22 protein-coding genes and 2 pseudogenes are annotated in these 21831 nt (G+C 75.4%); 21 read left to right on the top strand and 3 right to left on the bottom strand.

What is annotated here, in order from left to right; translation table 11 throughout:
• Nucleotides 1–140 precede the first annotated feature (140 nt).
• The 15 genes and pseudogenes from ACIQ9P_RS38200 (at nt 141) to ACIQ9P_RS38130 (ending at nt 14115) form a co-directional block, all read left to right on the top strand.
• On the top strand, nt 141–521 hold the full coding sequence (locus ACIQ9P_RS38200) for an FKBP-type peptidyl-prolyl cis-trans isomerase (RefSeq protein WP_093862734.1): 381 nt from the start codon (nt 141–143) through the stop codon (nt 519–521).
• 180 nt (nt 522–701) lie between these two features.
• A pseudogene (locus ACIQ9P_RS38195) lies at nt 702–1652 on the top strand (helix-turn-helix transcriptional regulator); the annotation flags it as partial.
• A gap of 146 nt (nt 1653–1798) precedes the next feature.
• Nucleotides 1799–2755 carry a YafY family protein gene (locus ACIQ9P_RS38190; protein ID WP_045939668.1) on the top strand — a complete coding sequence of 319 codons (957 nt, stop codon included), beginning with the start codon at nt 1799–1801 and terminating at the stop codon, nt 2753–2755.
• Nucleotides 2756–2782: 27 nt separating this feature from the next.
• Nucleotides 2783–2989: a hypothetical protein gene (locus tag ACIQ9P_RS38185; RefSeq protein ID WP_231977872.1), complete on the top strand. Its 207-nt coding sequence runs from the start codon at nt 2783–2785 to the stop codon at nt 2987–2989.
• Between the two features lie 86 nt (nt 2990–3075).
• Nucleotides 3076–3255 carry a hypothetical protein gene (locus ACIQ9P_RS38180; RefSeq protein ID WP_402366802.1) on the top strand — a complete coding sequence of 60 codons (180 nt, stop codon included), beginning with the start codon at nt 3076–3078 and terminating at the stop codon, nt 3253–3255.
• A 238-nt stretch (nt 3256–3493) separates the two neighbouring features.
• Nucleotides 3494–3802, top strand: coding sequence for a Sec-independent protein translocase subunit TatA (gene tatA, locus ACIQ9P_RS38175; RefSeq protein ID WP_402366800.1), 309 nt, complete (start codon nt 3494–3496; stop codon nt 3800–3802).
• Between the two features lie 121 nt (nt 3803–3923).
• Entirely contained in the window at nt 3924–4814 is an 891-nt protein-coding gene (gene tatC / locus ACIQ9P_RS38170; RefSeq protein WP_402366817.1) for a twin-arginine translocase subunit TatC, read from the top strand.
• Between the two features lie 195 nt (nt 4815–5009).
• Nucleotides 5010–6179 (top strand): NAD(P)/FAD-dependent oxidoreductase, encoded by a 1170-nt coding sequence (locus tag ACIQ9P_RS38165; RefSeq protein ID WP_402366798.1) that lies wholly within the window; start codon nt 5010–5012, stop codon nt 6177–6179.
• 254 nt (nt 6180–6433) lie between these two features.
• On the top strand, nt 6434–6754 hold the full coding sequence (locus ACIQ9P_RS38160) for a (2Fe-2S)-binding protein (RefSeq protein ID WP_030299963.1): 321 nt from the start codon (nt 6434–6436) through the stop codon (nt 6752–6754).
• A complete protein-coding gene (locus ACIQ9P_RS38155) occupies nt 6735–8282 on the top strand; it encodes an NAD(P)/FAD-dependent oxidoreductase (RefSeq protein ID WP_402366796.1) in 1548 nt (515 codons plus the stop codon). The genes ACIQ9P_RS38160 and ACIQ9P_RS38155 overlap by 20 nt, the downstream gene beginning before the upstream one ends.
• Nucleotides 8283–8461: 179 nt before the next feature.
• Entirely contained in the window at nt 8462–9325 is an 864-nt protein-coding gene (locus tag ACIQ9P_RS38150) for a dihydrodipicolinate synthase family protein (protein ID WP_402366815.1), read from the top strand.
• Between the two features lie 154 nt (nt 9326–9479).
• Nucleotides 9480–10484, top strand: coding sequence for a proline racemase family protein (locus ACIQ9P_RS38145; RefSeq protein WP_402366794.1), 1005 nt, complete (start codon nt 9480–9482; stop codon nt 10482–10484).
• Nucleotides 10485–10661: 177 nt separating this feature from the next.
• Nucleotides 10662–12035 carry an aldehyde dehydrogenase family protein gene (locus ACIQ9P_RS38140; RefSeq protein ID WP_402366812.1) on the top strand — a complete coding sequence of 458 codons (1374 nt, stop codon included), beginning with the start codon at nt 10662–10664 and terminating at the stop codon, nt 12033–12035.
• Nucleotides 12035–13102, top strand: coding sequence for a proline racemase family protein (locus tag ACIQ9P_RS38135; protein ID WP_402366791.1), 1068 nt, complete (start codon nt 12035–12037; stop codon nt 13100–13102). The genes ACIQ9P_RS38140 and ACIQ9P_RS38135 overlap by 1 nt, the downstream gene beginning before the upstream one ends.
• Nucleotides 13099–14115: an ornithine cyclodeaminase family protein gene (locus ACIQ9P_RS38130; protein WP_402366789.1), complete on the top strand. Its 1017-nt coding sequence runs from the start codon at nt 13099–13101 to the stop codon at nt 14113–14115. Before ACIQ9P_RS38135 ends, ACIQ9P_RS38130 begins: the two co-directional genes overlap by 4 nt.
• Before the next feature lie 191 nt (nt 14116–14306).
• Here ACIQ9P_RS38130 and ACIQ9P_RS38125 read toward each other — a convergent pair whose 3' ends face one another.
• A complete protein-coding gene (locus tag ACIQ9P_RS38125) occupies nt 14307–14930 on the bottom strand; it encodes a TetR/AcrR family transcriptional regulator (protein ID WP_402366786.1) in 624 nt (207 codons plus the stop codon).
• A gap of 107 nt (nt 14931–15037) precedes the next feature.
• Between ACIQ9P_RS38125 and ACIQ9P_RS38120 the strand changes: the two genes are divergently transcribed.
• From ACIQ9P_RS38120 to ACIQ9P_RS38110, 3 genes are all read left to right on the top strand, one after another.
• Nucleotides 15038–15796 (top strand): NAD(P)-dependent oxidoreductase, encoded by a 759-nt coding sequence (locus ACIQ9P_RS38120; RefSeq protein WP_402366784.1) that lies wholly within the window; start codon nt 15038–15040, stop codon nt 15794–15796.
• A gap of 177 nt (nt 15797–15973) precedes the next feature.
• The gene (locus ACIQ9P_RS38115; protein WP_402366781.1) at nt 15974–16690 is read left to right on the top strand and encodes a GntR family transcriptional regulator; all 717 of its coding nucleotides are present in this window, start codon (nt 15974–15976) and stop codon (nt 16688–16690) included.
• 63 nt (nt 16691–16753) lie between these two features.
• On the top strand, nt 16754–16891 hold the full coding sequence (locus tag ACIQ9P_RS38110) for a hypothetical protein (RefSeq protein WP_402366778.1): 138 nt from the start codon (nt 16754–16756) through the stop codon (nt 16889–16891).
• A 1-nt stretch (nt 16892) separates the two neighbouring features.
• Here ACIQ9P_RS38110 and ACIQ9P_RS38105 read toward each other — a convergent pair whose 3' ends face one another.
• Both ACIQ9P_RS38105 and ACIQ9P_RS38100 read right to left on the bottom strand, forming a co-directional pair.
• Entirely contained in the window at nt 16893–17573 is a 681-nt protein-coding gene (locus tag ACIQ9P_RS38105) for an ABC transporter ATP-binding protein (protein ID WP_402366776.1), read from the bottom strand.
• Entirely contained in the window at nt 17570–18646 is a 1077-nt protein-coding gene (locus ACIQ9P_RS38100; RefSeq protein ID WP_402366774.1) for an ABC transporter permease, read from the bottom strand. The genes ACIQ9P_RS38105 and ACIQ9P_RS38100 overlap by 4 nt, the downstream gene beginning before the upstream one ends.
• Nucleotides 18647–18808: 162 nt before the next feature.
• Between ACIQ9P_RS38100 and ACIQ9P_RS38095 the strand changes: the two genes are divergently transcribed.
• The 3 genes and pseudogenes from ACIQ9P_RS38095 to ACIQ9P_RS38085 all read left to right on the top strand — a co-directional run.
• Nucleotides 18809–20074 carry a sensor histidine kinase gene (locus tag ACIQ9P_RS38095; RefSeq protein WP_402366772.1) on the top strand — a complete coding sequence of 422 codons (1266 nt, stop codon included), beginning with the start codon at nt 18809–18811 and terminating at the stop codon, nt 20072–20074.
• Nucleotides 20071–20721: a response regulator gene (locus ACIQ9P_RS38090; RefSeq protein ID WP_402366770.1), complete on the top strand. Its 651-nt coding sequence runs from the start codon at nt 20071–20073 to the stop codon at nt 20719–20721. The genes ACIQ9P_RS38095 and ACIQ9P_RS38090 overlap by 4 nt, the downstream gene beginning before the upstream one ends.
• A gap of 74 nt (nt 20722–20795) precedes the next feature.
• Nucleotides 20796–21791: pseudogene (locus ACIQ9P_RS38085) on the top strand (nitronate monooxygenase); the annotation flags it as partial.
• Between the last annotated feature and the right edge of the window lie 40 nt (nt 21792–21831).

Raw genomic sequence — 21831 nt, 5'->3', positions numbered from 1 at the left:
TGGGGGGGCGCGGGGGGGGGGGCGCCCCCGGGGGGGGGCGGGGGGGGCCCCCCCCCGGGGGGGGGGGGGCGCGCCGCGGGGGGGGCGGGGCCCGGCGGGGGGGGGGCCCCCCCGCCGCTTGGTCATGGACCGAACCAACCGTGAGAAGAGGCACAGTGAGCAAGCCTGAGATCGACTTCCCGGTCGGCGACGCGCCGACCGAGCTCCAGATCCGCGACATCACCGTCGGCACCGGCGAGGAGGCCAAGCCGGGCCAGACCGTCGAGGTCCACTACGTCGGCGTGACCTTCGCGACCGGCGAGGAGTTCGACGCCAGCTGGAACCGCGGCTCGACCTTCAAGTTCCCGCTCGGTGGCGGCCGCGTCATCAAGGGCTGGGACCAGGGCGTCGCCGGCATGAAGGTCGGCGGCCGCCGCGAGCTGGTCATCCCGCCGCACCTGGCCTACGGCAACCAGTCGCCGAGCCCGCTCATCCCGGCCGGCTCGACCCTGATCTTCGTGGTCGACCTGATCGGCGTCTGAGCCCACCCGGCAGAAGCGCGGATCACCAGGGCCGCACCCCGTCCGCGGGGTGCGGCCCCACGCGTTCCCGGGCTCGGCTTTTGCACCGCGTACCGCTACCGGTACGGTCGGTCCCGCCGGGTCCACGACGCCCCGGCGGGCGCACCCCGCGCGCGGCGCGGCACACCGGAAGGGTCAGCGATGGCGATCGCCAAGGCAGAGCGGCTGATGAATCTCGCCCTGTGCCTGATGAACACCAGACGACCGCTCTCCAAGAAGGAGCTGCGGGAATCCATCGAGGCATACCGCGAAGCCTGGCAGCACAGCAGCGAGGAAGCCTTCAACCGGATGTTCGAGCGGGACAAGGACGACCTGCGCGAACTCGGACTGGTCATCGACGTCGACGAGAACGCCCTCGACGGCGAACTCGGCTACCTCGCCCGCGCCGACCGCAACCGCCTGCCGGAGATCGCCCTCGACGCCGAGGAAGCCGCCGCGCTCACCCTCGCCGCCCGCGTCTGGCAGCAGGCCAAGATGTCCGGTGCCGCCAGCGGCGCCCTCCAGAAGCTGCGCGCCGCCGGCGTCCCCTTCACCGAGACCGAGGGCCGCCCCGTCCTCGAACCGCGCATCCCCGCCCGCGAGGCCGCGTTCGAACCGCTGCTCACCGCCGCCCGCGACCGCCGCCCGGTCACCTTCGACTACCGCAAGGCCGGCGCCGCCGCCGCCCAGCAGCGCAGCGTCGAGCCCTGGGCCCTGGAATGCTGGCGCGGCCACTGGTACCTGGCCGGCTGGGACCGCGACCGCGAGGCCGCCCGGGTCTTCCGGCTCGGCCGGATCACCGGCAAGGTCCGCGCCCGCTCCGGCCCCTTCCTCGGCGCCGTGCCCGAGCACGTCGACGTCCGCGCCACCGTCGCCGAGTTCGCGGGCGAGGGCGCCACCGCCACCGCCGTCGTCCGGGTCCGCCGCGGCGCGGGCTTCCCCCTGCGCACCAAGGCGCTCGGCACCCGCCGGATCGACGACACCTGGGACGAACTCGACATCCCCTTCGGCAACGGGCTCGGCGCCGACCTCGCCGAGTTCGGGCCCGACGTGCTCGTCGTCGGCCCCGAGGAACTGCGGGCGGACGTCGTCGACCGGCTGCGCGCGGTGGCCGGTGCCGGTGCCGCGGGTGCCGGTGCCGCTATCGCCGATGCTGCGGGTGCTGGTGCCGCGGGTGCCGGGGCGTCCGGCCTCACGGCGGACCGGACCGCGGCGGGCCGGACGGCGGAGCACAGGAACCAGAACGAGGACGTGCGGGCATGAGCAACGCGATCGACCAGACCCGGCGGATGCTCTCGCTGGTCACCTACCTGCGCGAACGCCCCGGCGCCGAGGTGGCCGAGGTCGCCCGCGCCTTCGGCATCAGCGAGCGCGAACTCATCGCCGACCTCAACGTGCTGCCGATGTGCGGCACCAGCTTCCGCGGCGGCGACCTGCTCGACATCGACACCGACGGCGAGCGGATCTGGTGGCACAACGTCGACGACGTCGCGCAGCCGCTGCGCCTCGCCGCCGATGAGGCCACCGCCCTGCTGGTCGCCGCCCGCGCGGTCGCCGGCCTGCCCGGCCTGCGGGCCGGCGACCGCGAGGCCCTCACCCGGGCCGTCGCCAAGATCGAGAACGCGGCGGGGGAGAGCGCCGAGGGCAGCGCCCGGGTCGGCGTCACCTTCGAGGCCGAGAGCCACGTCTTCGCCGACATCGACCGCGCCCTCAGCGAGGGCCGCCGGCTCTGGCTGCGCTACTACTCGCACGGGCGCGGCGGCATGACCGAGCGCGAGGTCGACCCGATCCGGCTGCTCACCGAGGGCCACACCTACCTCGAAGCCTGGTGCCGCACCTCCGAGGACCACCGGATGTTCCGGCTCGACCGGGTCGCCGAGATCAAGGTCCTGGACGTCCCCGCCGACCCGCCCAAGCGCGAGCCGCGCGACCTCTCCGGCGGACTGGTCAACCCGTCCGCCGACGACCCCGAGGTCGTCGTCGAGGTCACCTCCGGCGGCCGCTGGGTCGCCGAGTACTACACCCACGACCACGCCGAGGAACTGCCCGACGGCGGACTGCGGATCACCCTGCGCAGCGCCGACCCCTCGCAGCTGCGCCCGCTCGCCCTGCGGCTGGGCCGGGACGGGCGGATCGTCTCCCCGCCCGCGCTCGTCGAGCAGGCCCGGGCCGCGGCGCTGGAGGCGCTCGCCCACTACGGTGACGGGCTGGTCTGAGCCGTGGAGCCCGGTACCAGATTCAAGGTGTACTGCTCCGAGTGCCGGGAGAAGGTCGAGGTGCCCGCCGAGGGGTTCCGGCTGACCTTCGGCCGGACGGCGGACCGGACGCACTACAGCTTCTCCTGTCCGCTGTGCGGGGCGGCGGTGCGCAAGCCGGCCGGGGAGAAGATCGTCGCGGCGCTGACCGAGGCCGGCGTGCGGACCATGCGGCTGGTGCCGGCCGAGCAGTGAACGGGGGCGGGCCCCGGCGGCGCACTCCGCGGGGTGCGCTCCGGGCACCGCGCTCCGGGGCGCGGGCGGGCCGATAGGGTGGGGCCATGTCCTGGATGCCCGTCGCCGCAGTCCTCCTCGCCACCGCCGGCCTGCTGGTGCTCGGCGTCCTCGCGGTCCGGCTCTGGCTGGACGTGCGGGCGCTGGCCGAGGGAGTGGACACGGCCTCCCGGGCACTGGCCGAGGCGGCCGAGGAGCTCGCGGCCTCGGCGGCGGCCCGGTCCTGAGTCCTGGCTCCTCGACCCGGAGTCCTGAACCCTCGGCCCTCGGCTCTTGCACGGTCGGTGGCTGCGGGGGGCTGCTGCTCGACCGTAGGAGCGCGTTACGCTCTCAGCAGGCTCCTGAGCGCGAACGGGGGGCCGCTGTCCTGTTCGGGCGGCCGTCGTCACGGTGTCATCCGCAGCGGTTACCATCCCCGCAGCGAGCGGCCCGGTCGGTGCCGCCGAAAACTGAAGGTGGTCGAGCATGCGGGTCTCGTTCACCGCGATCCTGGTGGTCGCGGTCATTGCCATTGTGCTCTTCGGCGCCAAGCGGCTGCCGGACCTGGCACGCTCGCTCGGCCAGTCGGCCCGGATCCTCAAGAGCGAGGCCAAGGCGATGCGCACCGACGGCACCGCCGACACCCCGGCCGCGCCCGCCCCGGTGGCGGCCGATGGCGTCGCCGCGAAGACCATCCAGTCCGCCCCGGGCGCCTCCGCGAGCGCCCGCCCGGTGAGCGAGCAGCCCGCCGGGCACTCCGCCGGCCAGTCCGCCCCGGAGGGCGGGGCGCGCTGAGCGCACGGCACGCGCCACCACTGGAGGCCCGCCGACCGGCGGGCCCCGACGCACGAGTTGAGGACCGGGGTTGAGCAAGCTCACGAAGGCGCCGAAGACGGCCAAGGATCCCGAGGGGCGGATGGCCCTCGCCGACCACCTGCGGGAACTGCGGAACCGCGTGGTCAAGTCGGTCCTGGCGATCGTGGTGTTCACGATCGTCGCGCTGATCTTCCACAAGCAGATCGAGACATTTCTGCTCAAGCCGCTGCCGCAGTGCACCCCGGACACGATCGCGTCCACCAAGGGCCGCTGCGCGCAGGTCTCGACCATCGGTCTGACCGCGGGTTTCAACTGGATGCTCAAGGTCGCCCTGACCGCGGCCGTGGTCGCGACCGTGCCGGTCTGGCTGTACCAGCTGTGGGCCTTCGTCGCGCCCGGTCTGCACAAGCACGAGCGCAAGTACACCGTCATCTTCATGGCCTGCGGCGCGCCGCTGTTCCTGGCCGGTGTGACGCTGGCGATCATGCTGCTGCCGCTGACCGTCGAGGTCCTGATCTCGTTCACCCCGAACGAGACCACGCCGATCCTGCCGCCCTCGGACTACTTCGACATCGCCACCCGGCTGGTGATGGTGTTCGGCCTGGCCTTCGAGTTCCCGCTGCTGCTGGTCATGCTGAACATGGTCGGTGTGGTCACCGGCAAGCGGCTGCTCAGCTGGTGGCGCGGCATGGTCATGGGCATCACCGTCTTCGCGGCCTTCGCGACGCCGAGCGCCGACCCGCTGAGCATGCTGGCGCTGGCCGCGCCGATCTGGGGCCTGTACTTCGTCGCGGTCGGTGTGGCGATGCTGAACGACCGTCGCCGGGCCCGGCGCAACCCGGACCTCGCGCTGGACGACGAGGAGGCTTCGCACGTGGATCTGGCGGTGGCGCCGGTCGCCGGGGCCGAGGCGATCGAGGCGTCCGCGACGCCGAGTGCCTCCGGTCACGTGCCGGCCGCGCGGCACGAGCAGATGGACGACATCACCTGATCCGTCGCCGGTGATCCGGCCGCCGGCGATCCGTCGCCGGTGACCGGGCCGCGGTGATCGCGACGATCACGGTGATCCGAATGCCGGGAGCCCCGGCCCGCCGTTTTGCGGTGGGCCGGGGCTTTTTGGTGCGACTCGCCCGTTCGTACCCGGCGCCGTCTTGGCAGCTTCGATGGCATGTGACATATTACTGCCGTGTCCCACTCACAGAGACTCCCGGACGTCGTGGTCGTCGGAGCCGGCGTCGTCGGCGCCGCCTGCGCGTACTACGCCGCGCGGGCCGGACTCGCCGTCGACGTCGTCGACCGAGGCCCGGTCGCCGGCGGCACCACCGGCGCCGGCGAGGGCAACCTGCTCGTCTCCGACAAGGAGCCCGGTCCCGAACTCGACCTCGCCCTGTACTCCGGCGGGCTCTGGCGCGAACTCGCCGCCGAGTTCGGCACCGAGGTCGAGTACGAGGCCAAGGGCGGCCTGGTGGTCGCCGGCACGCCCGAACGGCAGGAGGCGCTGCGCGCCTTCGCGGCCGGGCAGGCCGGCTCCGGCGTCCTCTCCGAGGAGATCCCCGGTGATCGGCTGCGCGAGCTGGAGCCGCACCTCGCGCCGGGGCTGGCCGGAGGATTCCACTACCCCCAGGACTCCCAGGTCCAGCCCGCGCTGGCCGCCGCCCACCTGCTGCGGGCCGCTCGCCGCGCCGGCGCCCGGTTGTACACCGGCGAGGCCGTCCGAGCACTGCGGATCGGTGCCGACGGCGCCGTGCGCGGGGTCGAGACCGAGCGGCGGCGGCTGGACACGGCCGCCGTGGTCAACGCCGCCGGCACCTGGGGCGGCGAGCTGGCCGCGCTGGCCGGCGTCGGGCTGCCGGTGCTGCCGCGGCGCGGGTTCGTGCTGGTGACCGAGCCGCTGCCGCGGATCGTCCGGCACAAGGTGTACGCCGCCGACTACGTCGCCGACGTCGCCAGCGGCTCGGCCGCCCTGCAGACCTCGGCCGTGGTCGAGGGGACGCCGGGCGGGCCGGTGCTGATCGGCGCCAGCCGCGAGCGGGTCGGCTTCGACCGCACCCTCTCGGTCGAGGTGCTGCACCGGCTGGCGGCCCAGGCGGCCGCGCTCTTCCCGGTGCTGGCCGGGGTGAACGTGATGCGCGCCTACCGGGGCTTCCGTCCGTACCTCCCGGACCACCTGCCCGCGATCGGCGCCGACCCCCGGGTGCCCGGTCTGTACCACGCCTGCGGCCACGAGGGCGCCGGCATCGGGCTGGCGCCGGGCACCGGGTTGCTGATCGCCCAGCAGCTCACCGGCAAGGACCCGGAACGCGACCTCGCGCCCTTCCGGCCCGACCGCTTCCCGGCGGCGGACGCCGCGGCCTGAGGCGGTGCCGTGCACTCTGCAGAGTGCGCAACGGTTTTGCAAAGTGCGCAAAGTGCACTTTGCAAAACGCACGGACACCCGAGAACGGACACCCCGGAGGGCCGCTCCCCGGCGGGACGGGGCGATCTGCCCTCGGGGCCGAGCGCCCGCGGGCACACGATCCCGAGAGAGCGTCCACCCGGGGGACCGTCCACCCGCCGGTGCCCCCGACCACCCCACGATCGGCTCGTGAGCTGAACGGAGAACCCCCACCCATGCGCCGTACCCGCACCCCCGCGGAGCTGGTCCGGGCCGAGCCCGGGCCCGCCCACACCATCGAGTTCGACGGTCGGCCCGTGCCCGCGCTGCCCGGGCAGACGATCGCCGCCGCCCTCTGGGCCGACGGCGTGCTCGCCTGGCGCACCACCCGGGTGGGCGGGAAGCCGCGCGGGGCGTTCTGCGGCATCGGCGCCTGCTTCGACTGCCTGGCCACCGTCGACGGGCGGCCCAACCAGCGCACCTGCCTGCTGCCGGCCGAGCCCGGCACCACCGTCACCACCCAGGAGGGCCACGGCCGTGCCGACCTCGAAGTCTGAGCCCGCGCAGTCCTCCGGAGCCCGCAGCCCCGGCGGCCCGTTCCACGACCTCGCGGTGATCGGCGCCGGCCCCGGCGGCCTCGCCGCCGCCGTGACCGCCGCCGACCTCGGCCTGCGCTGCGTCCTGGTCGACGCCGGCCGGAGCACCGGCGGGCAGTTCTACCGCCACCCCGCGCCCGGTCTCGGCGCCGCCCGCCCCGACCGGCTGCACCACGGCTGGTCCGTCTACACCGCCCTCTCGGACCGGCTCGCCGCCCACCGCGCGGCCGGCCGCGTCGAGCTGCTCACCGGCCACCAGGTCTGGGCGCTGGAGCGGGCCGGGGACGGCGACTGGCGGCTGCACGCCACCACCGGCCCGGACGCCGAGGACCGGACCACCGTCCGCGCCGCCGCCGTGCTGCTCGCCACCGGCGCCTACGAGCGCCAGCTGCCCTTCCCCGGCTGGACCCTGCCCGGGGTGGTCACCGCGGGCGGCGCCCAGGCGATGCTCAAGGCCGGTCTGGTGCTGCCCGGCCGGCGGATCGTGGTGGCGGGCAGCGGCCCGCTGCTGCTCGCGGCGGCCTCCTCCCTGGTCACGGCCGGCGCCGAGGTGCCGGCCGTGGTGGAGGCCACCGCGTACCTCGGGTACGCCCGCCGCCCCGGTGTGCTGGCCGCCGTCCCGGCCAAGCTGGTCGAGGGCGCCGGGCACGGTTCGGCGCTGCTGCGCCACGGCGTCCGGCTGCGGCCGCGCAGCGCGGTGGTCGAGGCGCACGGCACCGACCGGGTCACCGCCGTCACGGTGGCCCGGTTGGACGCCGAGTGGCGTCCGGTTCCCGGCACCGAGCGCCGGATCGTCTGCGACGCGCTCGCCGTCGGCCACGGTCTGATCCCGCAGATCGAGCTGGCCACCGAGCTGGGCGCGGCCACCAGGACCACCCCCGACGGAACGGCCGCGCTCAAGGTCGACGCCCGCCTGCGGACCACCGTGCCCGGGCTCTGGGCGGCCGGAGAGGCGTGCGGGGTCGGCGGCGCCGACCTCGCGATCGCCGAGGGCGAGCTGGCCGCGCACGCCGTCGCGGACCGGCCGGTCCGGGTCGGGCTGCTGCGCCGGCGGTCCCGGCTGCGGGCCTTCGCCGAGCTGATGGCCGCCGCCCACCGGCCCGGGCCGGGCTGGACCGACTGGCTGCGGGAGGACACCGATGTCTGCCGCTGCGAGGAGGTCCCGGCCGGACGGATCAGGGAGGCGGTGGACGGGCTGGGCGCGGGCGACGCGCGCACCGTCAAGCTGCTGACCAGGGCCGGGATGGGCTGGTGCCAGGGCCGGATGTGCGGTCCGGCGGTGGCCTGCCTGGCGGGCGGCGCCGACCGGGCCGAGGTTCCGGCGGACAGCCGGCCGTTCTCCTGCCCCGTTCCGCTCGGGCAACTCGCGGCCGAGCGGGACGACCAGGCCGACCGGGACGACCGGGATAACCGGGACGACCGGGACAACCGGGACAACCGGGTCGACCGGGACGACCGGGCCGACGGGCGGGGCCGGGACGACCGGTAGCACCGCCCGGAAGGGACCCACCGGCCGCTCCCGTCGGCCGGTCGGTCCGAATCCGACCGAAAACGCCCGGTGGTGGCTCTTGTCTCCACCGCGCGCCTTCTAATAAAATGTCACACCTCACCAAGGAGTCATCCGTGTCCCAGATCTCGCACGACACCACCCGGCCCTGGCGCGGCATCATGGTCGCCACCACGCTCCCGCTGCGCCCGGACCTCTCCGTCGACTACGACGCGTACGCCGACCACGTCCGCTGGCTGATCGAGTCGGGCTGCGACGGCGTCGTCCCCAACGGCTCGCTCGGCGAGTACCAGACCCTGACCGCCGAGGAGCGCGCCAAGGTCGTCGAGGTCGCCGTCGAGGCCGCCGGTGACGGTTCCCGGGTGATGCCCGGTGTCGCCGCCTACGGCAGCGCCGAGTCCCGCCGCTGGGCCGAGCAGGCCGCCGAGGCCGGCGCCGGTTCCGTGCTGCTGCTGCCGCCGAACGCCTACCGGGCCGACCACGAGGCCGTCCGCGGGCACTACGCCGAGGTCGCCAAGGCCGGCGTGCCGATCGTCGCCTACAACAACCCGATCGACACCAAGGTCGACCTGGTTCCGACGCTGCTCGCCGAGCTGCACGCCGAGGGCTCGATCGTCGCGGTCAAGGAGTTCAGCGGCGACGTCCGCCGCGCCTACGAGATCGCCGAGCTGGCCCCGGGCCTGGACCTGCTGATCGGCGCCGACGACGTGCTGCTGGAGCTGGCCCTGGCCGGCGCCGTCGGCTGGATCGCCGGCTACCCGAACGCGCTGCCGGAGGCGAGCGCAGCGCTGTACAAGGCCGCCGTCGCCCACGACCTGGGCACCGCGCTGCCGCTGTACAAGGCGCTGCACTCGCTGCTGCGCTGGGACTCCAAGACCGAGTTCGTCCAGGCCATCAAGCTCTCCATGGACATCGCCGGCCGCCCCGGCGGTCCGACCCGCGCGCCGCGCCTGCCGCTGACGCCGGAGATCGAGGCGGCCGTCCGCGCGGCCACCGAGAAGGCGCTGGCCGAGGGCCTCGCCTGACCCGAACCGGAATTCCGGTTCCGAGTGTCCGGGACGGCCGGCTGCGGGGGCAGCCGGCCTCCGGGCCACCTTCCGGCGCCGCCGGTCCACCCCCGTCCGGACCGCCCCGGCCTCGACGAAGCCAGCCACCTCCCCACCCACGGAGCGTCAGCAGATGCGCAGCCGTCACGTCTTCCACGCCGTCGACTCGCACACCGAGGGCATGCCCACCCGGGTCATCACCGGTGGGTTCGGTGTCATTCCCGGTGCCACCATGGCCGAGCGCCGGACGCACTTCCAGGAGCACCTGGACCACTTCCGGACCCTGCTGATGTACGAGCCCCGGGGCCACGCCGCGATGAGCGGCGCCATCCTGCAGCCGCCGACCCGGCCGGACGCCGACTTCGGCGTGCTCTACATCGAGGTCACCGGCCTGCTGCCGATGTGCGGCCACGGCACCATCGGCGTGGCCACCGTGCTGGTCGAGACCGGTATGGTGCCGGTCGTCGAGCCGGTGACCACCGTCCGGCTGGACACCCCGGCGGGCCTGGTGGTCGCGGACGTCGCGGTCGAGGACGGCGCCGCCAAGGCGGTCACCATCCGCAACGTGCCGTCCTACTCGGTGGCGCTGGACCGCAAGATCGAGGTCCCGGGCCACGGCACGGTGACCTACGACCTGGCGTACGGCGGCAACTTCTACGCGATCCTGCCGCTCGCGGAGTTCGGCCTGCCGTTCGAGCGGGAGCGCAAGCAGGAGATCCTGGACGCGGGCCTCGCCCTCATGGACGCGATCAACGCGAGCCCGGACCGGCCGGTGCACCCGGAGAACCCGTCCATCCACGGCTGCCACCACGTGAACCTGCTGGCCCCCGGCTCGACCGCCGAGCACTCCCGGCACGCGATGGCCATCCACCCCGGCTGGTTCGACCGCTCGCCCTGCGGCACCGGCACCTCGGCCCGGATGGCGCAGCTGCACGCGCGCGGCGAGCTGCCGCTGGACCGGGACTTCCGCAACGACTCCTTCATCGGGACCACCTTCATCGGGCGGCTGGTGGAGGAGACCGAGGTGGGCGGGCACCCGGCCGTCGTGCCGACCGTCACCGGGCGGGCCTGGATCACCGGTACCGCCCAGTACTTCCTCGACCCGAGCGACCCGTTCCCGGCGGGCTTCCTGCTCTGACCCCGGGCCTGCCGACCCGGGCCTCCTGGTCCGATCCCGCCCCGCGCTCGCTTCCTCCCGCGCACTCGCTCCCCGCTCCGCCCCGGCGGCGCGCCGACCCCCCCGTCCCGGGGCCGGCCGCCCACCGCCGGACCCGCCGTCCGACCCGCTCCGAAAACCCGTCGAACCCCCGAAGGGCTGCCTGCAGTGACGATCCGTTCGTACAACCCCGCCGACCCCGCGGACCTCGTCGCCGAGGCGCCCGCCCCCGGTGCCGAGGCCGTCCTGGCCACCGTCGCCCGCGCCCGCGCCGCCCAGCCCGGCTGGCTCGCCGCCGGCGCCGGCGGCCGCTCGGCCGCGCTCACCCGGATCGCCGAGGCCGTCGAGGCGCACGCCGAGGAGCTGGCCGAGCTGGTCGTGCGCGAGGTCGGCAAGCCGATCGCCGAGGCGCGCGGCGAGGTCGCCCGCACCGTCGCGATCTGGCGCTACTACGCGCAGGCGCCGTTCGCCGCCTCCGGCGAGGTGCACGAGACCGCCGGCGGGCCCGGCCTGCTGCTCACCCGCCGCCGCCCGTACGGGGTGGCCGGCCTGGTCACGCCGTGGAACTTCCCGCTGGCGATCCCCACCTGGAAGGCCGCTCCGGCGCTGGCCGTCGGCAACACCGTGGTGCTCAAGCCCTCCTCGGAGGCGATCGGCTGCGCCCGCCGGCTGGCCGAGCTGATCGCCGGGGCCGGGCTGCCGGCCGACGTCTTCACCGTGCTGCCCGGCGGCGGCGCCGAGGGCGGCACCCTGGTCGGCGCGGCCGACGTGGTCTCCTTCACCGGCTCCACCGGCGTCGGCCGCCAGGTCGTCCGCACCGCCACCGACCGCGGCATCCCGGTCCAGGCCGAGCTCGGCGGGCTGAACACCGCGATCGTCCTGCCGGACGCCGACGTCGACCAGGCCGCCGCCCACCTGGCCAACGCGATCGCCGGCTACGCGGGGCAGAAGTGCACCGCCACCAGCCGGGTGGTCGCGGTCGGCGAAGCCTACGAGCCGCTGCGCGCCGCCCTGGTGAAGGCGCTCGGCCAGGTCGACGGCACCTCCTGCGGGCCGGTCATCAACGAGGCCACCCGGGACGAGATCACCGCGGCCGTCGTCTCCGCCGCGGAGGCCGGCGCCGAGGTGCTGACCGGCGGCGGCGTGCCCGCCCGGGACGGCTGGTACCTGGAGCCGACCCTGGTCGCCGGGGTGCCGGACGAGCACCCGCTGAGCCGGGAGGAGTTCTTCGGCCCGATCGCCGTCCTGCACGCGGCGGCCGACCTGGACGAGGCGATCGCGCTCGCCAACAACACCCCGTACACGCTGTCCGCCTCGGTGCACACCCGGGACCTGGACGCGGCGCTCGCCACCGCCGACCGGCTGAACGCCGGCATGATCCGGGTCAACGCGCCGTCCAGCGGCGTCGACTTCCACCTGCCGTTCGGCGGTGCCAAGGGTGCCAGCCACGGTGCCCGCGAGCAGGGCCAGGCCGCGCTGGACTTCTACACCCAGAGCCGCACCGTCACCCTGCTGCCGGGCGGGGGCGCCTGATGACGACGGCCCTCCCGGACCCGGAGGCGCTACCTGCGGTGCACGTCGACACGGTCGACTACCACACGGCCGGCGAGCCGTTCCGGATCGTCGTCGGCGGCGCGCCCGTGATCCCCGGTGACACGGTCGCCGAGCGGCGGGCGATCGCGATCGGGGCCGGCGGCACCGCCACCGCGCCCCGGTCGGGCCCGCTGGACGACGTCCGGCGGCTGCTCACCCGTGAGCCGCGCGGCCACGCCGGCATGTACGGGGGCTTCCTGGTGCCGCCGGACGACGACGAGGCCGACCTCGGCGTGCTGTTCTGGCACAAGGACGGCTACTCGACCGCCTGCGGCCACGGCACCATCGCGCTCGGCGCCTGGGCGGTCGACTCCGGGCTGGTCGCCGCGCCCGACTACGGCGTCGCCCGGGTCCGGATCGACGTGCCGTCCGGGCGGGTCACCGCGCTGGTCAACCGGGCCGCAGGGCGGACCACCGGGGTGACCTTCCGCAACGTGCCGTCCTGGGTGAGCGAGTTGAAGCTCCCGGTCGAGACCTCGCGCGGCACTGTCGAGGTGGCCGTCGCCCACTCCGGCGCCTGCTACGTCTCGGTGCCGGCCGCGGCCCTCGGGCTCTCGGTGACCCTGGAGCGACTGCCCGAGCTCACCGCGGCCGGACGGGAGATCCGGGCCGCGCTGGCCGACTCCCCGGCCGTGCGGCACCCGGTGGACCCGCGGCTGTCCGGTGTCTACGGCGTCATCCTGTTCGACGAGCTCCCGTCGGTGGACGGCGCGCTGAACCAGCGCAACGTCACCGTCTTCGCGGACGGCCAGATCGACCGCTCGCCGTGCGGCTCCGGCAGCTCGGCCCGGCTGGCCGTGCTGGCCGCCGAGGGGCGGCTCGCCCCCGGCGCGGAGCTGCGGCACGAGTCGATCGTCGGCACGGTCTTCGGCGGTCGGGTCCTTCCCGGCGGCGACCCGTGGGGCGACGGCGTGGTCACCGAGGTGACCGGCACCGCGCACCGTACCGGCGAGCACCGCTTCGTGCTCGACCCGCAGGACACGCTCGGCACGGGATTCCTGCTGTGAGCGGCGACCCGCGGACCACCCCGGAACCGCCCGGCGTGGCGACCGAGCCGCTCCGGCCCGTCACGCCGGGCTCCGCCCCCGCCTCCCCGGCCGTCGGGCCGACCACCGGGCCGGCGGTGCTGCCGACCGGGGCGGTCGGACTGACGCCGGCGGAGGCGGCCCGGGCGATCGAGGGGGTGCTGCTGGACGGGCTCGACCCGGAGAGCGCCCCCGCCCGCTCGGCGATCCCGGTCCCGGCCGGGGAGCTGCTGATGATGCCGGCCGCCTCCAAGGCGTACGTCGGGGTGAAGATCGCCGGTGTCGCGCCGGCCAACCCCGCCGTCGGGCTGCCCCGGATCACCGGTGGCTACCTGCTGCTGGACGGTCCGACCCTGCAGCCGGTCGCGCTGCTCGACGGGATCGCGCTCACCTCGCTGCGCACGCCCGCGGTCACGGCCGTCGCGCTGGACCGGCTGGCGGTGCCGGAGGCCGGGCACCTGGTGCTGTTCGGTTCGGGCCCGCAGGCGTACGGACACCTGGACGCCCTGCTCGCCGTCCGTCGGCTGACCCGGTTGACCGTGGTGGCCCGCAGCGCGGAGCCGGCCGAGGCGCTGGTCCGGTACGCCCGGGGGCTCGGTCTGGAGGCCGGTGTCGGCACCCCGGCGGCGGTGGCGGGGGCGGACCTGGTGGTCTGCTGCACCACCGCGCGCACACCGCTGTTCGACGGGGCGCTGGTGCCGGACCACGCGGCGGTGGCCGCGGTCGGTTCGCACGAGGTGGACGCCCGCGAGGTGGACGAGGTGCTGGTCGGCCGGTCCGCGCTCTACGTGGAGGCTCGGGCGGCCGCGCTGCGGGAGGCCGGTGACCTGCTGATGGCGGGGGTGACCGGCGCCGACCCGCTGTGGAACCTGGCCGAGCTGGTGCGGGGCGAGGCTCCGGTGCCGGCCGACCGGCCGAGGTTCTTCAAGAGCGTCGGGATGGCCTGGCAGGACCTCGCGGTCGCGGCCGAGGCGCATCGGCGCGGGGTGGGCTGATCGGTCTTCCGGTCGGTACGGGTCTGCTGTGGGACCGGGCCGATCGGGTGCCGGCGCTCGGCGCTGTGTCGGTACCCGTTTCCAAGTCCGTGACCTCGGACGAGGATCGGTCGTTGATGTGTCCGGCCGGAGTCGCGGTCGGCGTGGCGGGAAGGGATCCCCCGCCACGCCGGCCGTTTTTTGCGTCCCGGTCAGGGGGCGGCGGTGGTGGTGGCGACGACGGTGGGTGTCGTCCGCGGCCGGTAGGTGTCGATCAGCCGGGCGAGGTGGCGGCCGGTGAGGTGGAGCGGCTCCTCGCTCCGGGCGACCTGGGCGGCGAGCTCGGCGCCCTCCAGGGTGTTGATGACGGTGGCGGCGAGCTCGCGGGCGTCGCTGAGGGCGATACCGCCGCAGTGCAGCTTCTCCTCGACGACGGCGCGCCAGTGCGCGAACGCCGCGGTGACGGCCTCCTCGATGACCGGCGCCCGGCCGACCGTCTCCAGCGCGGTGGTGGTGATCGGGCAGCCGTCCTGCCAGTCGGACGCGCGTAGGGCCTCGGCGAGCAGCCGGGCGCAGGCGGCGACGGCCTCGGCGGGGTCGGCGGCGCTGTCCAGCCCCGTGCGCAGCAGTTCCGCGAACTCCTGGTCGCCGTGGCGGATCGCCGCAGCGGCCAGTTCCTGCTTCCCGCCGGGGAAGAAGTGGTAGACGGAGCCGAGGGTGGCCTCCGCCTCGCGGGAGATCTGCTTGATGCCGGTGCCCTCGTACCCCTGGCGCTGGAGCAGCCGGGAGGTGGCCCGGACGATCCGCTCGCGGGTGCCGGTGGTCGTGGTCTTCACGGGGGCGAGTCTAGCCGATCGATTGGATAGAGCGTTCGTTCCAGTGCTGTGCTAGCTTCACCTTCTGGGTAGAGCGTTCGTTCTAGTCATCTTCGGAGGGGATCCCCATGTCTCTCGCGCGACAGGAGAGCGAGCAGCGGCAGGACGGGTGGCAGGAGGGCGAGCGGCGGGAGAGCCACGGGCCGTCCGTCACCTTGGTCGGGCTCGGCCCGATGGGCCGGGCGATGGCCGGCGCCTACCTGGACGCCGGATACGCCGTGACGCTCTGGAACCGCAGCCCGGGCCGGGCCGACGGGCTGCTCGCCCGGGGCGCCGTGCTCGCGCCGGACGCGGCCGCGGCGTTCGCGGCCAACGACCTGGTCGTGCTGAGCCTGGCCGACTACGACGCGGTGTTCGCCGTCCTGGCCGCCGCGGAGCCGGAGCTGGCGGGGAAGGTGGTGGTCGACCTCGGCACCGGCACCCCCGCCCGCGCCCGGGAGGTCGCCCGGTGGCTCGCCGAGCGCGGCGCCGGGCACCTCACCGGCGGGGTGCAGGTCCCGCCGTCCGGCATCGGACGGCCGGAGTCGTCCAGCTTCTACAGCGGCCCGGTCGAGCTGTTCCGGCGGCACCGCGCCGACCTGGAGGTGCTCACCGGCGCCGACTACCGGGGCGACGACCCGGGGCTGGCGCAGCTCCACCACCGGATCCGGATGGACCGCTTCTGGACCTCGCTGACCGCCTACCTCCACGCCACCGCCCTCATGGAGGCGAGCGGCGCCGCGGTGGACGAGTTCCCGCCCCGCGCCGCCTCCGCGGGGGCCTCCGGGCGGGGAGGGGCCGGTGCGACCGGACCGGTCCGTCCGTTCCAGTCGTTCCGGAGGGAATGAGGGGGCCGGAATCGAGGAGTTGGGCCGCCGACCGTTGTCAGCGGGCGGCGCTCCTGCCACGATGGGGTCCGACCATGGACGCCGTGCGCTGACAGGTCGTTCGAAATCACGGAATGTTGCACACTCAACGTAACGTGACATTGTACGCTGGTGTTCTGCACTCACCGGAGGAACACCATGGCCGACCTCAAACCCCGCACCCTGATCTCCGTCCAGGAGCGGCTGCGCGACCAGGTCGCCCACGCCCTTCGGGCCGCCCTGATCTCCGGCGAGCTGCGCCCCGGGGTCGTCTACTCCGCGCCCGCCCTGGCCGCCGACTTCGGCGTCTCCGCCACCCCCGTCCGCGAGGCCATGCTGGATCTGGCCCGCGAGGGCCTGGTCGAGGCCGTCCGGAACAAGGGCTTCCGGGTCACCGAGCTCACCGAGCGGGACCTCGACGACTTCACCGAGATCCGCGCCCTGATCGAGGTCCCGACCGTCGGCCGGGTCGCTCGCACCGCCACTCCCGAGCAGCTGGAGGCGCTGCGCCCGCAGGCCGAGGCCATCGTCGTCGCGGCCGGCAAGCAGGACCTCATCGGTTACCTGGAGGCCGACCGGCAGTTCCACCTGGACCTGCTCGGCCTGGCCGGCAACTCCCGCCTGGTCGAGGTCGTCGGCGACCTGCGCAAGCGCTCCCGCCTCTACGGCCTCAACCGCCTGGCCGAGCGCGGCGAGCTGGTCTCCTCGGCGGAGGAGCACCTGGAGCTGCTGGACCTGATGATCGCGGGCGACGCCCCGGCCGCCGAAGCCTGCATGACCCGCCACCTCAGCCACGTCCGCTCGCTGTGGGCGGAGGGCCAGGAGGAAGCGGCCGAGGAGGAGTCCCGCACCGGCCTGCGCCTGCGCGCCCGGTAGGGGCAAACCACCCGTTCGGGGGAATTCTCCGCGATCGGGCGGGGTATCGATCCCGCCCGGGTCATGGTGCTCACCGACCCGCAGGACGGTGAGCACCGGGTGCGCGCCGTCCACCACCCCGGGCAGTCCTTCGGCTTGCCGGAGTCGGTCGGTGCTTCGGTGACGCTCTCGGTGGACGACGTGCTGGCCGCCAAGAAGTAGCTCACACCGCCGCCGGCACCGTCAGTCTGCCGTCCTGGACCTCGGCGACCTGGTCGACCGCCGTCAGGTGGGTGCGGTCGTGCGTGACCAGGACCGTCGCGGTGGCGCGGCGGTGGGTGAGGGTGGTCAGCAGGTCGAGCACGGCGGCGCCGCGTTCGTGGTCGAGGGCGCTGGTCGGTTCGTCGACCAGGAGCACGGTGGGGTCGTTCATCAGCGCGCGGGCGATGTTGACCCGCTGGCGCTGACCTCCGGAGAGCTGGTGCGGGCGGCGGCCGGCGAGGTCGCGCAGGCCGACGGCGGCCAGCAGCTCCAGGGCGCGGGGCAGTGCGCCGCGCGGGGAGCGGCCGTCGAGGTGGGCCATCACCTGGAGCTGTTCGGCGGCGGTCAGTGAGGGCAGCAGGTTGGGCTGCTGGAAGACGATGCCGATCCGGTGCCGCCGCAGCGCGGTCAGTCCGGCCCGGTCCAGTCCGGCGGTGTCCGTGCCGTCCACCACCACCCGCCCGGAGTCCGGGGCGATCAGGGTCGCGGCGACCGCGAGCAGGCTGGACTTGCCGGAGCCGGACGGGCCCACCACGGCGGTGACGGTGCCCTTCGGCACGGTCAGCGACACCTCGTCGAGGGCGGTCAGCCGGTCGTCGCCGTCCGGGTAGGTGAGGGTGACGCGGTCGAGGTGCAGGGTCATCGGGCACTCCCCAGGGCGGTCAGCGGGTCGACGGAGGTGATGCGGCGCACGGACAGGGCCGCGCCGACCGCGCCGAGCGCGATCATGACGGCGGCGGGGACCAGCACCGTCGGGGCGTCCAGGACGAACGGGACGGCGGAGCCGATCAGCGCGCCCACGCCGACGGCGACCGCCGTGCCCAGGGCGGTGCCCAGGACCAGCAGCAGGACGGCCTGCCCGAGCGCGTCGCGCAGCAGGTAGCGGGTGGAGGCGCCGAGCGCCTTCAGGACGGCGATGTCACCGCCGCGCTGGATCGTCCAGACGGTGAAGAAGGCGCCGATCACCAGCGCCGAGATCGCGAACAGGAAGCCCCGCATCAACTGCAGCGAGCCGTTCTCCGAGGTGTAGGAGCCGATCGCGGCCAGCGCGTCGGTCCGGCTCCGGGTCTCGGTGCCGAGGGCGGTGTCGGCGGCGGTCAGGTCGGCGCCCTCCGTGGTGCTCAGCGCGACCGCGGTGGCGTGCCCGGCCCCGCCGGGGGCGGCCTGCTGCCAGTCGGCCAGGGTCGTCCACACCACCGGGGTGTGGCTGTAGGAGGCGTCCCCGGCCACGGCGGCGACGGTCAGCGGCCGGCCCGCGACGGTGAATGCGTCGCCGGGGCGCAGCCCGCCGAGGTCCTCGGCGGCGGTCCGCGACAGCACCGCCCGGCCCGGGACGAGGGAGTCGCCCCGGGGTACGAGCGAGGAGCCGTCGGGGACGCCGAAGACGGAGAGCGCGGCGGTGCGCGGTCCGGCGGCCCCCTTCGTGGTGGCGATGCCGAGCGGCTGCGCCGAGGTGACGCCGGGCGTGCGGGCCCAGCCCTGCCACTGCTCGGGGGTGACCTGGGAGTCGGTGAAGGAGAGCTTCCGGCCGTCGGCGGGGCGGCCGAAGGCCAGGTGGTCGGCGGGCAGGCCGGTGACGGCCGAGGTGTTCTGCCGGCCGAGTCCGGCGGTCAGCCCCGACAGCAGGCCGACCAGCACGGTGATCAGCACGATGACGGTTCCCATCAGGGCGAACCGCCCCTTGGCGAACCCCAGATCCCTCCAGGCGACGAACACCGCGAGTCCTTCCGTCCGATCCACTGCGACACTGACGAGAGTGGTCGACCTGCGGTCCCCCGGGCATCGCACCGGGGATTGGATCCTCGGCTTCGAAGGGCGGAAGCGGAGTTCAACCTTTCGATTGATGCCGGTCGGCGGCACGGACCCTAGGCTGGACGGATGGCGACCGATCGACCCCGAACCACCCCCGTCGCCCGCGTGCTCCGGGTCTGTCTGCACCTGCTGGTGGCGGGCCTGCTGGCGCTCGCCGTGGTCCGGGCGCTGGCCGGGCGCGACGGCGACCCGGCGGCGGTCACGGCGGCCGCCGCCGCGATGGCCGCCGTCTACGCGGCCGGTCCGCTGATCGGCGCCGTCGGCCGCTCCCCCCGGGCCGCCGCGCTCTGGCTGGCGTTGCTCGGGGTCACCTGGGCGGGTGTGCTGGTGGCCACCCCGGACGGGGTCTGGCTGGCGTTCCCGCTGTACTTCCTGGAGCTGCACCTGCTCGGTCGGCGGTCCGGGGTCGCGGCGGTCGGGCTCACCGCCGTGGCGGCGATCGTCGCCTACTCCGTCCATCAGCACACCGTCGGCGTCGCCCCGGCGATCGGGCCGCTGCTGGGGGCCGCCTTCGCCGTCGCGACCGTGTTCGGCTACCAGGCGCTCTACCGGGAGAGCGAGGAGCGCCGCCGGCTCATCGACGAGCTGACGGCCGCCCGCGCCGACCTCGCGACCGCCCACCACGCGGCCGGGGTGCTGGCCGAGCGGGAGCGGCTGGCCCGGGAGATCCACGACACCCTGGCGCAGGGCCTGACCAGCATCCAGCTGCTGCTGCGGGCCGCGCAGCGCGCGCTGCCGGAGCGGGCCGAGGCCGCCGGCGAGTACGTGGAGCAGGCCCGGCGGGCGGCCCAGGACAACCTGGACGAGGCCCGCCGCTTCGTGCGCGCGCTCACCCCACCGGCGCTGGAGGGCGACACCCTGCCGGTGGCGCTGGAGCGGCTGTGCGCGACCACGACGGCGCGCGGCGGCCTGCCGGTGCGGCTGCGCGTGTCGGGGGAGCGGTTCCCGCTGCCGGTGCCGCACGAGGTGGCGCTGCTGCGGATCGCGCAGTCCGCGCTCGGCAACGCGGTGCGGCACGCCGGGGCGGGCCACGCCGAGGTGACGCTCAGCTTCATGGCGGGCGAGGTGGCGCTGGACGTGGTGGACGACGGTGCGGGGTTCGACCCGGAGGCCGTGCGGACGCGGGCCGCCGCGGGTGGCGGGCACGTCGGGGAAGGCGGTTACGGGCTGCCGTCGATGCGGGCCCGGGCGCGGGCGCTGGGCGGGACCTTCGCGGTGGAGTCCGCGCCGGGGGAGGGCACGGCGCTGGCGGTGCTGCTCCCGGTGCCCGGGGAAGCGGACGGAGCGGACGGAGGGGACGCGGCGGGCGGCGCGAAGGAGGGGCCGTCGTGACCGGGGCCGTGATCCGCCTGCTGCTCGCCGACGACCACCCGGTGGTCCGGGCGGGGCTGCGGGCCGTCCTGGAGAGCGAGCCGGACTTCGCGATCGTCGCGGAGGCGGCCACCGCCGAGCAGGCGGTGGAGCTGGCGGCCGAGGTGGCGGTGGACGTGGTGCTGATGGACCTGCAGTTCGGGCCGGGGGCGGCGATGAACGGCGCCCAGGCCACGGCGGCGATCACGGCCCGGGGCGCGGGGGCGCCGAGGGTCCTGGTGGTGACCACCTACGACACGGACGCGGACACCCTGCCGGCGCTGGAGGCCGGGGCCACCGGGTACCTGCTGAAGGACGCGCCGCCGGAGGAACTGGCCCGGGCGGTGCGGTCGGCGGCGGCGGGGCGGCCGGCGCTGGCGCCCACGGTCGCGGACCGGCTGCTGGAGCGGATGCGGACGCCCGCGGCGGCGTTGAGCGCGCGGGAGACGGAGGTGCTGGGGCTGGTCGCGGACGGGCTGACCAACCAGGCGATCGGCGGGCGGCTGCATCTGAGCCTGGCCACGGTGAAGTCGCATCTGGTGCACATCTACACCAAGTTGGGCGTCGAGTCGCGGACGGCGGCGGTGCGGGAGGCGCGGGCGCGGGGGCTGATCCGGCGCGGGGGGTGAGCGAGGAGGGGCGGGGAGCGGCGGGCGTAGGGTGGTCGGCGACCCCGTGTGCCCTGTGATCGGAGGATCCCCGGATGGCCGTCCGACTCGACGAACTCGCCGTGCCCGTGATCGGCGCCCCGATGGCCGGCGGGGCGAGCACGCCGGAGCTGGTGGCCGCGGTGAACGCGGCGGGCGGGCTGGGCTTCCTGGCGGCCGGTTACCGGAGCGCCGCCGCCATGGCCGAACAGATCGGGCTGACCCGGAAGGTGACGGACCGTCCGTTCGGCGTGAACCTCTTCGTGCCGGCCGCGCCCGGTGACCCGGCCGCGGTGGCCGCCTACCGGGAGCGGCTGCGGCCGGAGGCGGAGCGGCACGGGGTCGCGCTGCCGGAGGAGATCGGGCCGGACCGGGACGACTGGGACGCCAAGATCGCCGCGCTGCTGGCCGCGCCGGTCGCGGTGGTCTCGTACACCTTCGGGCTGCCCGCCGCCGGGGAGGCGCGGGCGCTGCGGGCGGCGGGGGTGTTCCAGGTGGGCACGGTGACCACGCCGGAGGAGGCCCGGCGGGCCGAGGCGGTCGGGATGGACGCGCTGTGCGTGCAGGGTCCGGAGGCGGGCGGGCACCGGGCCACCCACGGGGTCGCGGACCGGCCGGGGGACGTCCCGCTGCTCGCCCTGCTGGCCGCGGTGCGGTCGGTGACGGGGCTGCCGCTGGTCGCGGCGGGTGGGCTGGCCGACGGGGCGTCGGTCGCGGCCGCGCTGCGGGCCGGGGCGGTGGCGGTCCAGCTGGGGACGGCGCTGCTGCGGGCGGACGAGGCGGGGACGTCGGCGGCGCACCGGGCGGCGCTGACGGAGTTCGAGGGGACGGCGGTGACCCGGGCGTTCACCGGGCGTCCGGCGCGGGGTCTGCGGAACGCGTTCATGGACCGGTACGGGCCGTACGCGCCCGCCGCCTACCCGGAGGTGCACCACCTGACCGGGCCGCTGCGCGCGGCGGCGGTCCGGCGCGGTGACACCGGGGCGATGCACCTGTGGGCCGGGGCCGGGCACCGGTCGGCGCGCGGCGGTCCGGCCGCGGGGATCGTGGCCCGGTTGTGGGAGGAGGCGCGGGGGGGCCGGGGGGGGGGGC

The sequence above is a fragment of the Kitasatospora sp. NPDC094019 genome, from assembly GCF_044764505.1.
Classification (GTDB): domain Bacteria; phylum Actinomycetota; class Actinomycetes; order Streptomycetales; family Streptomycetaceae; genus Kitasatospora.
This window is presented reverse-complemented; position numbering and strand designations above follow the sequence as displayed.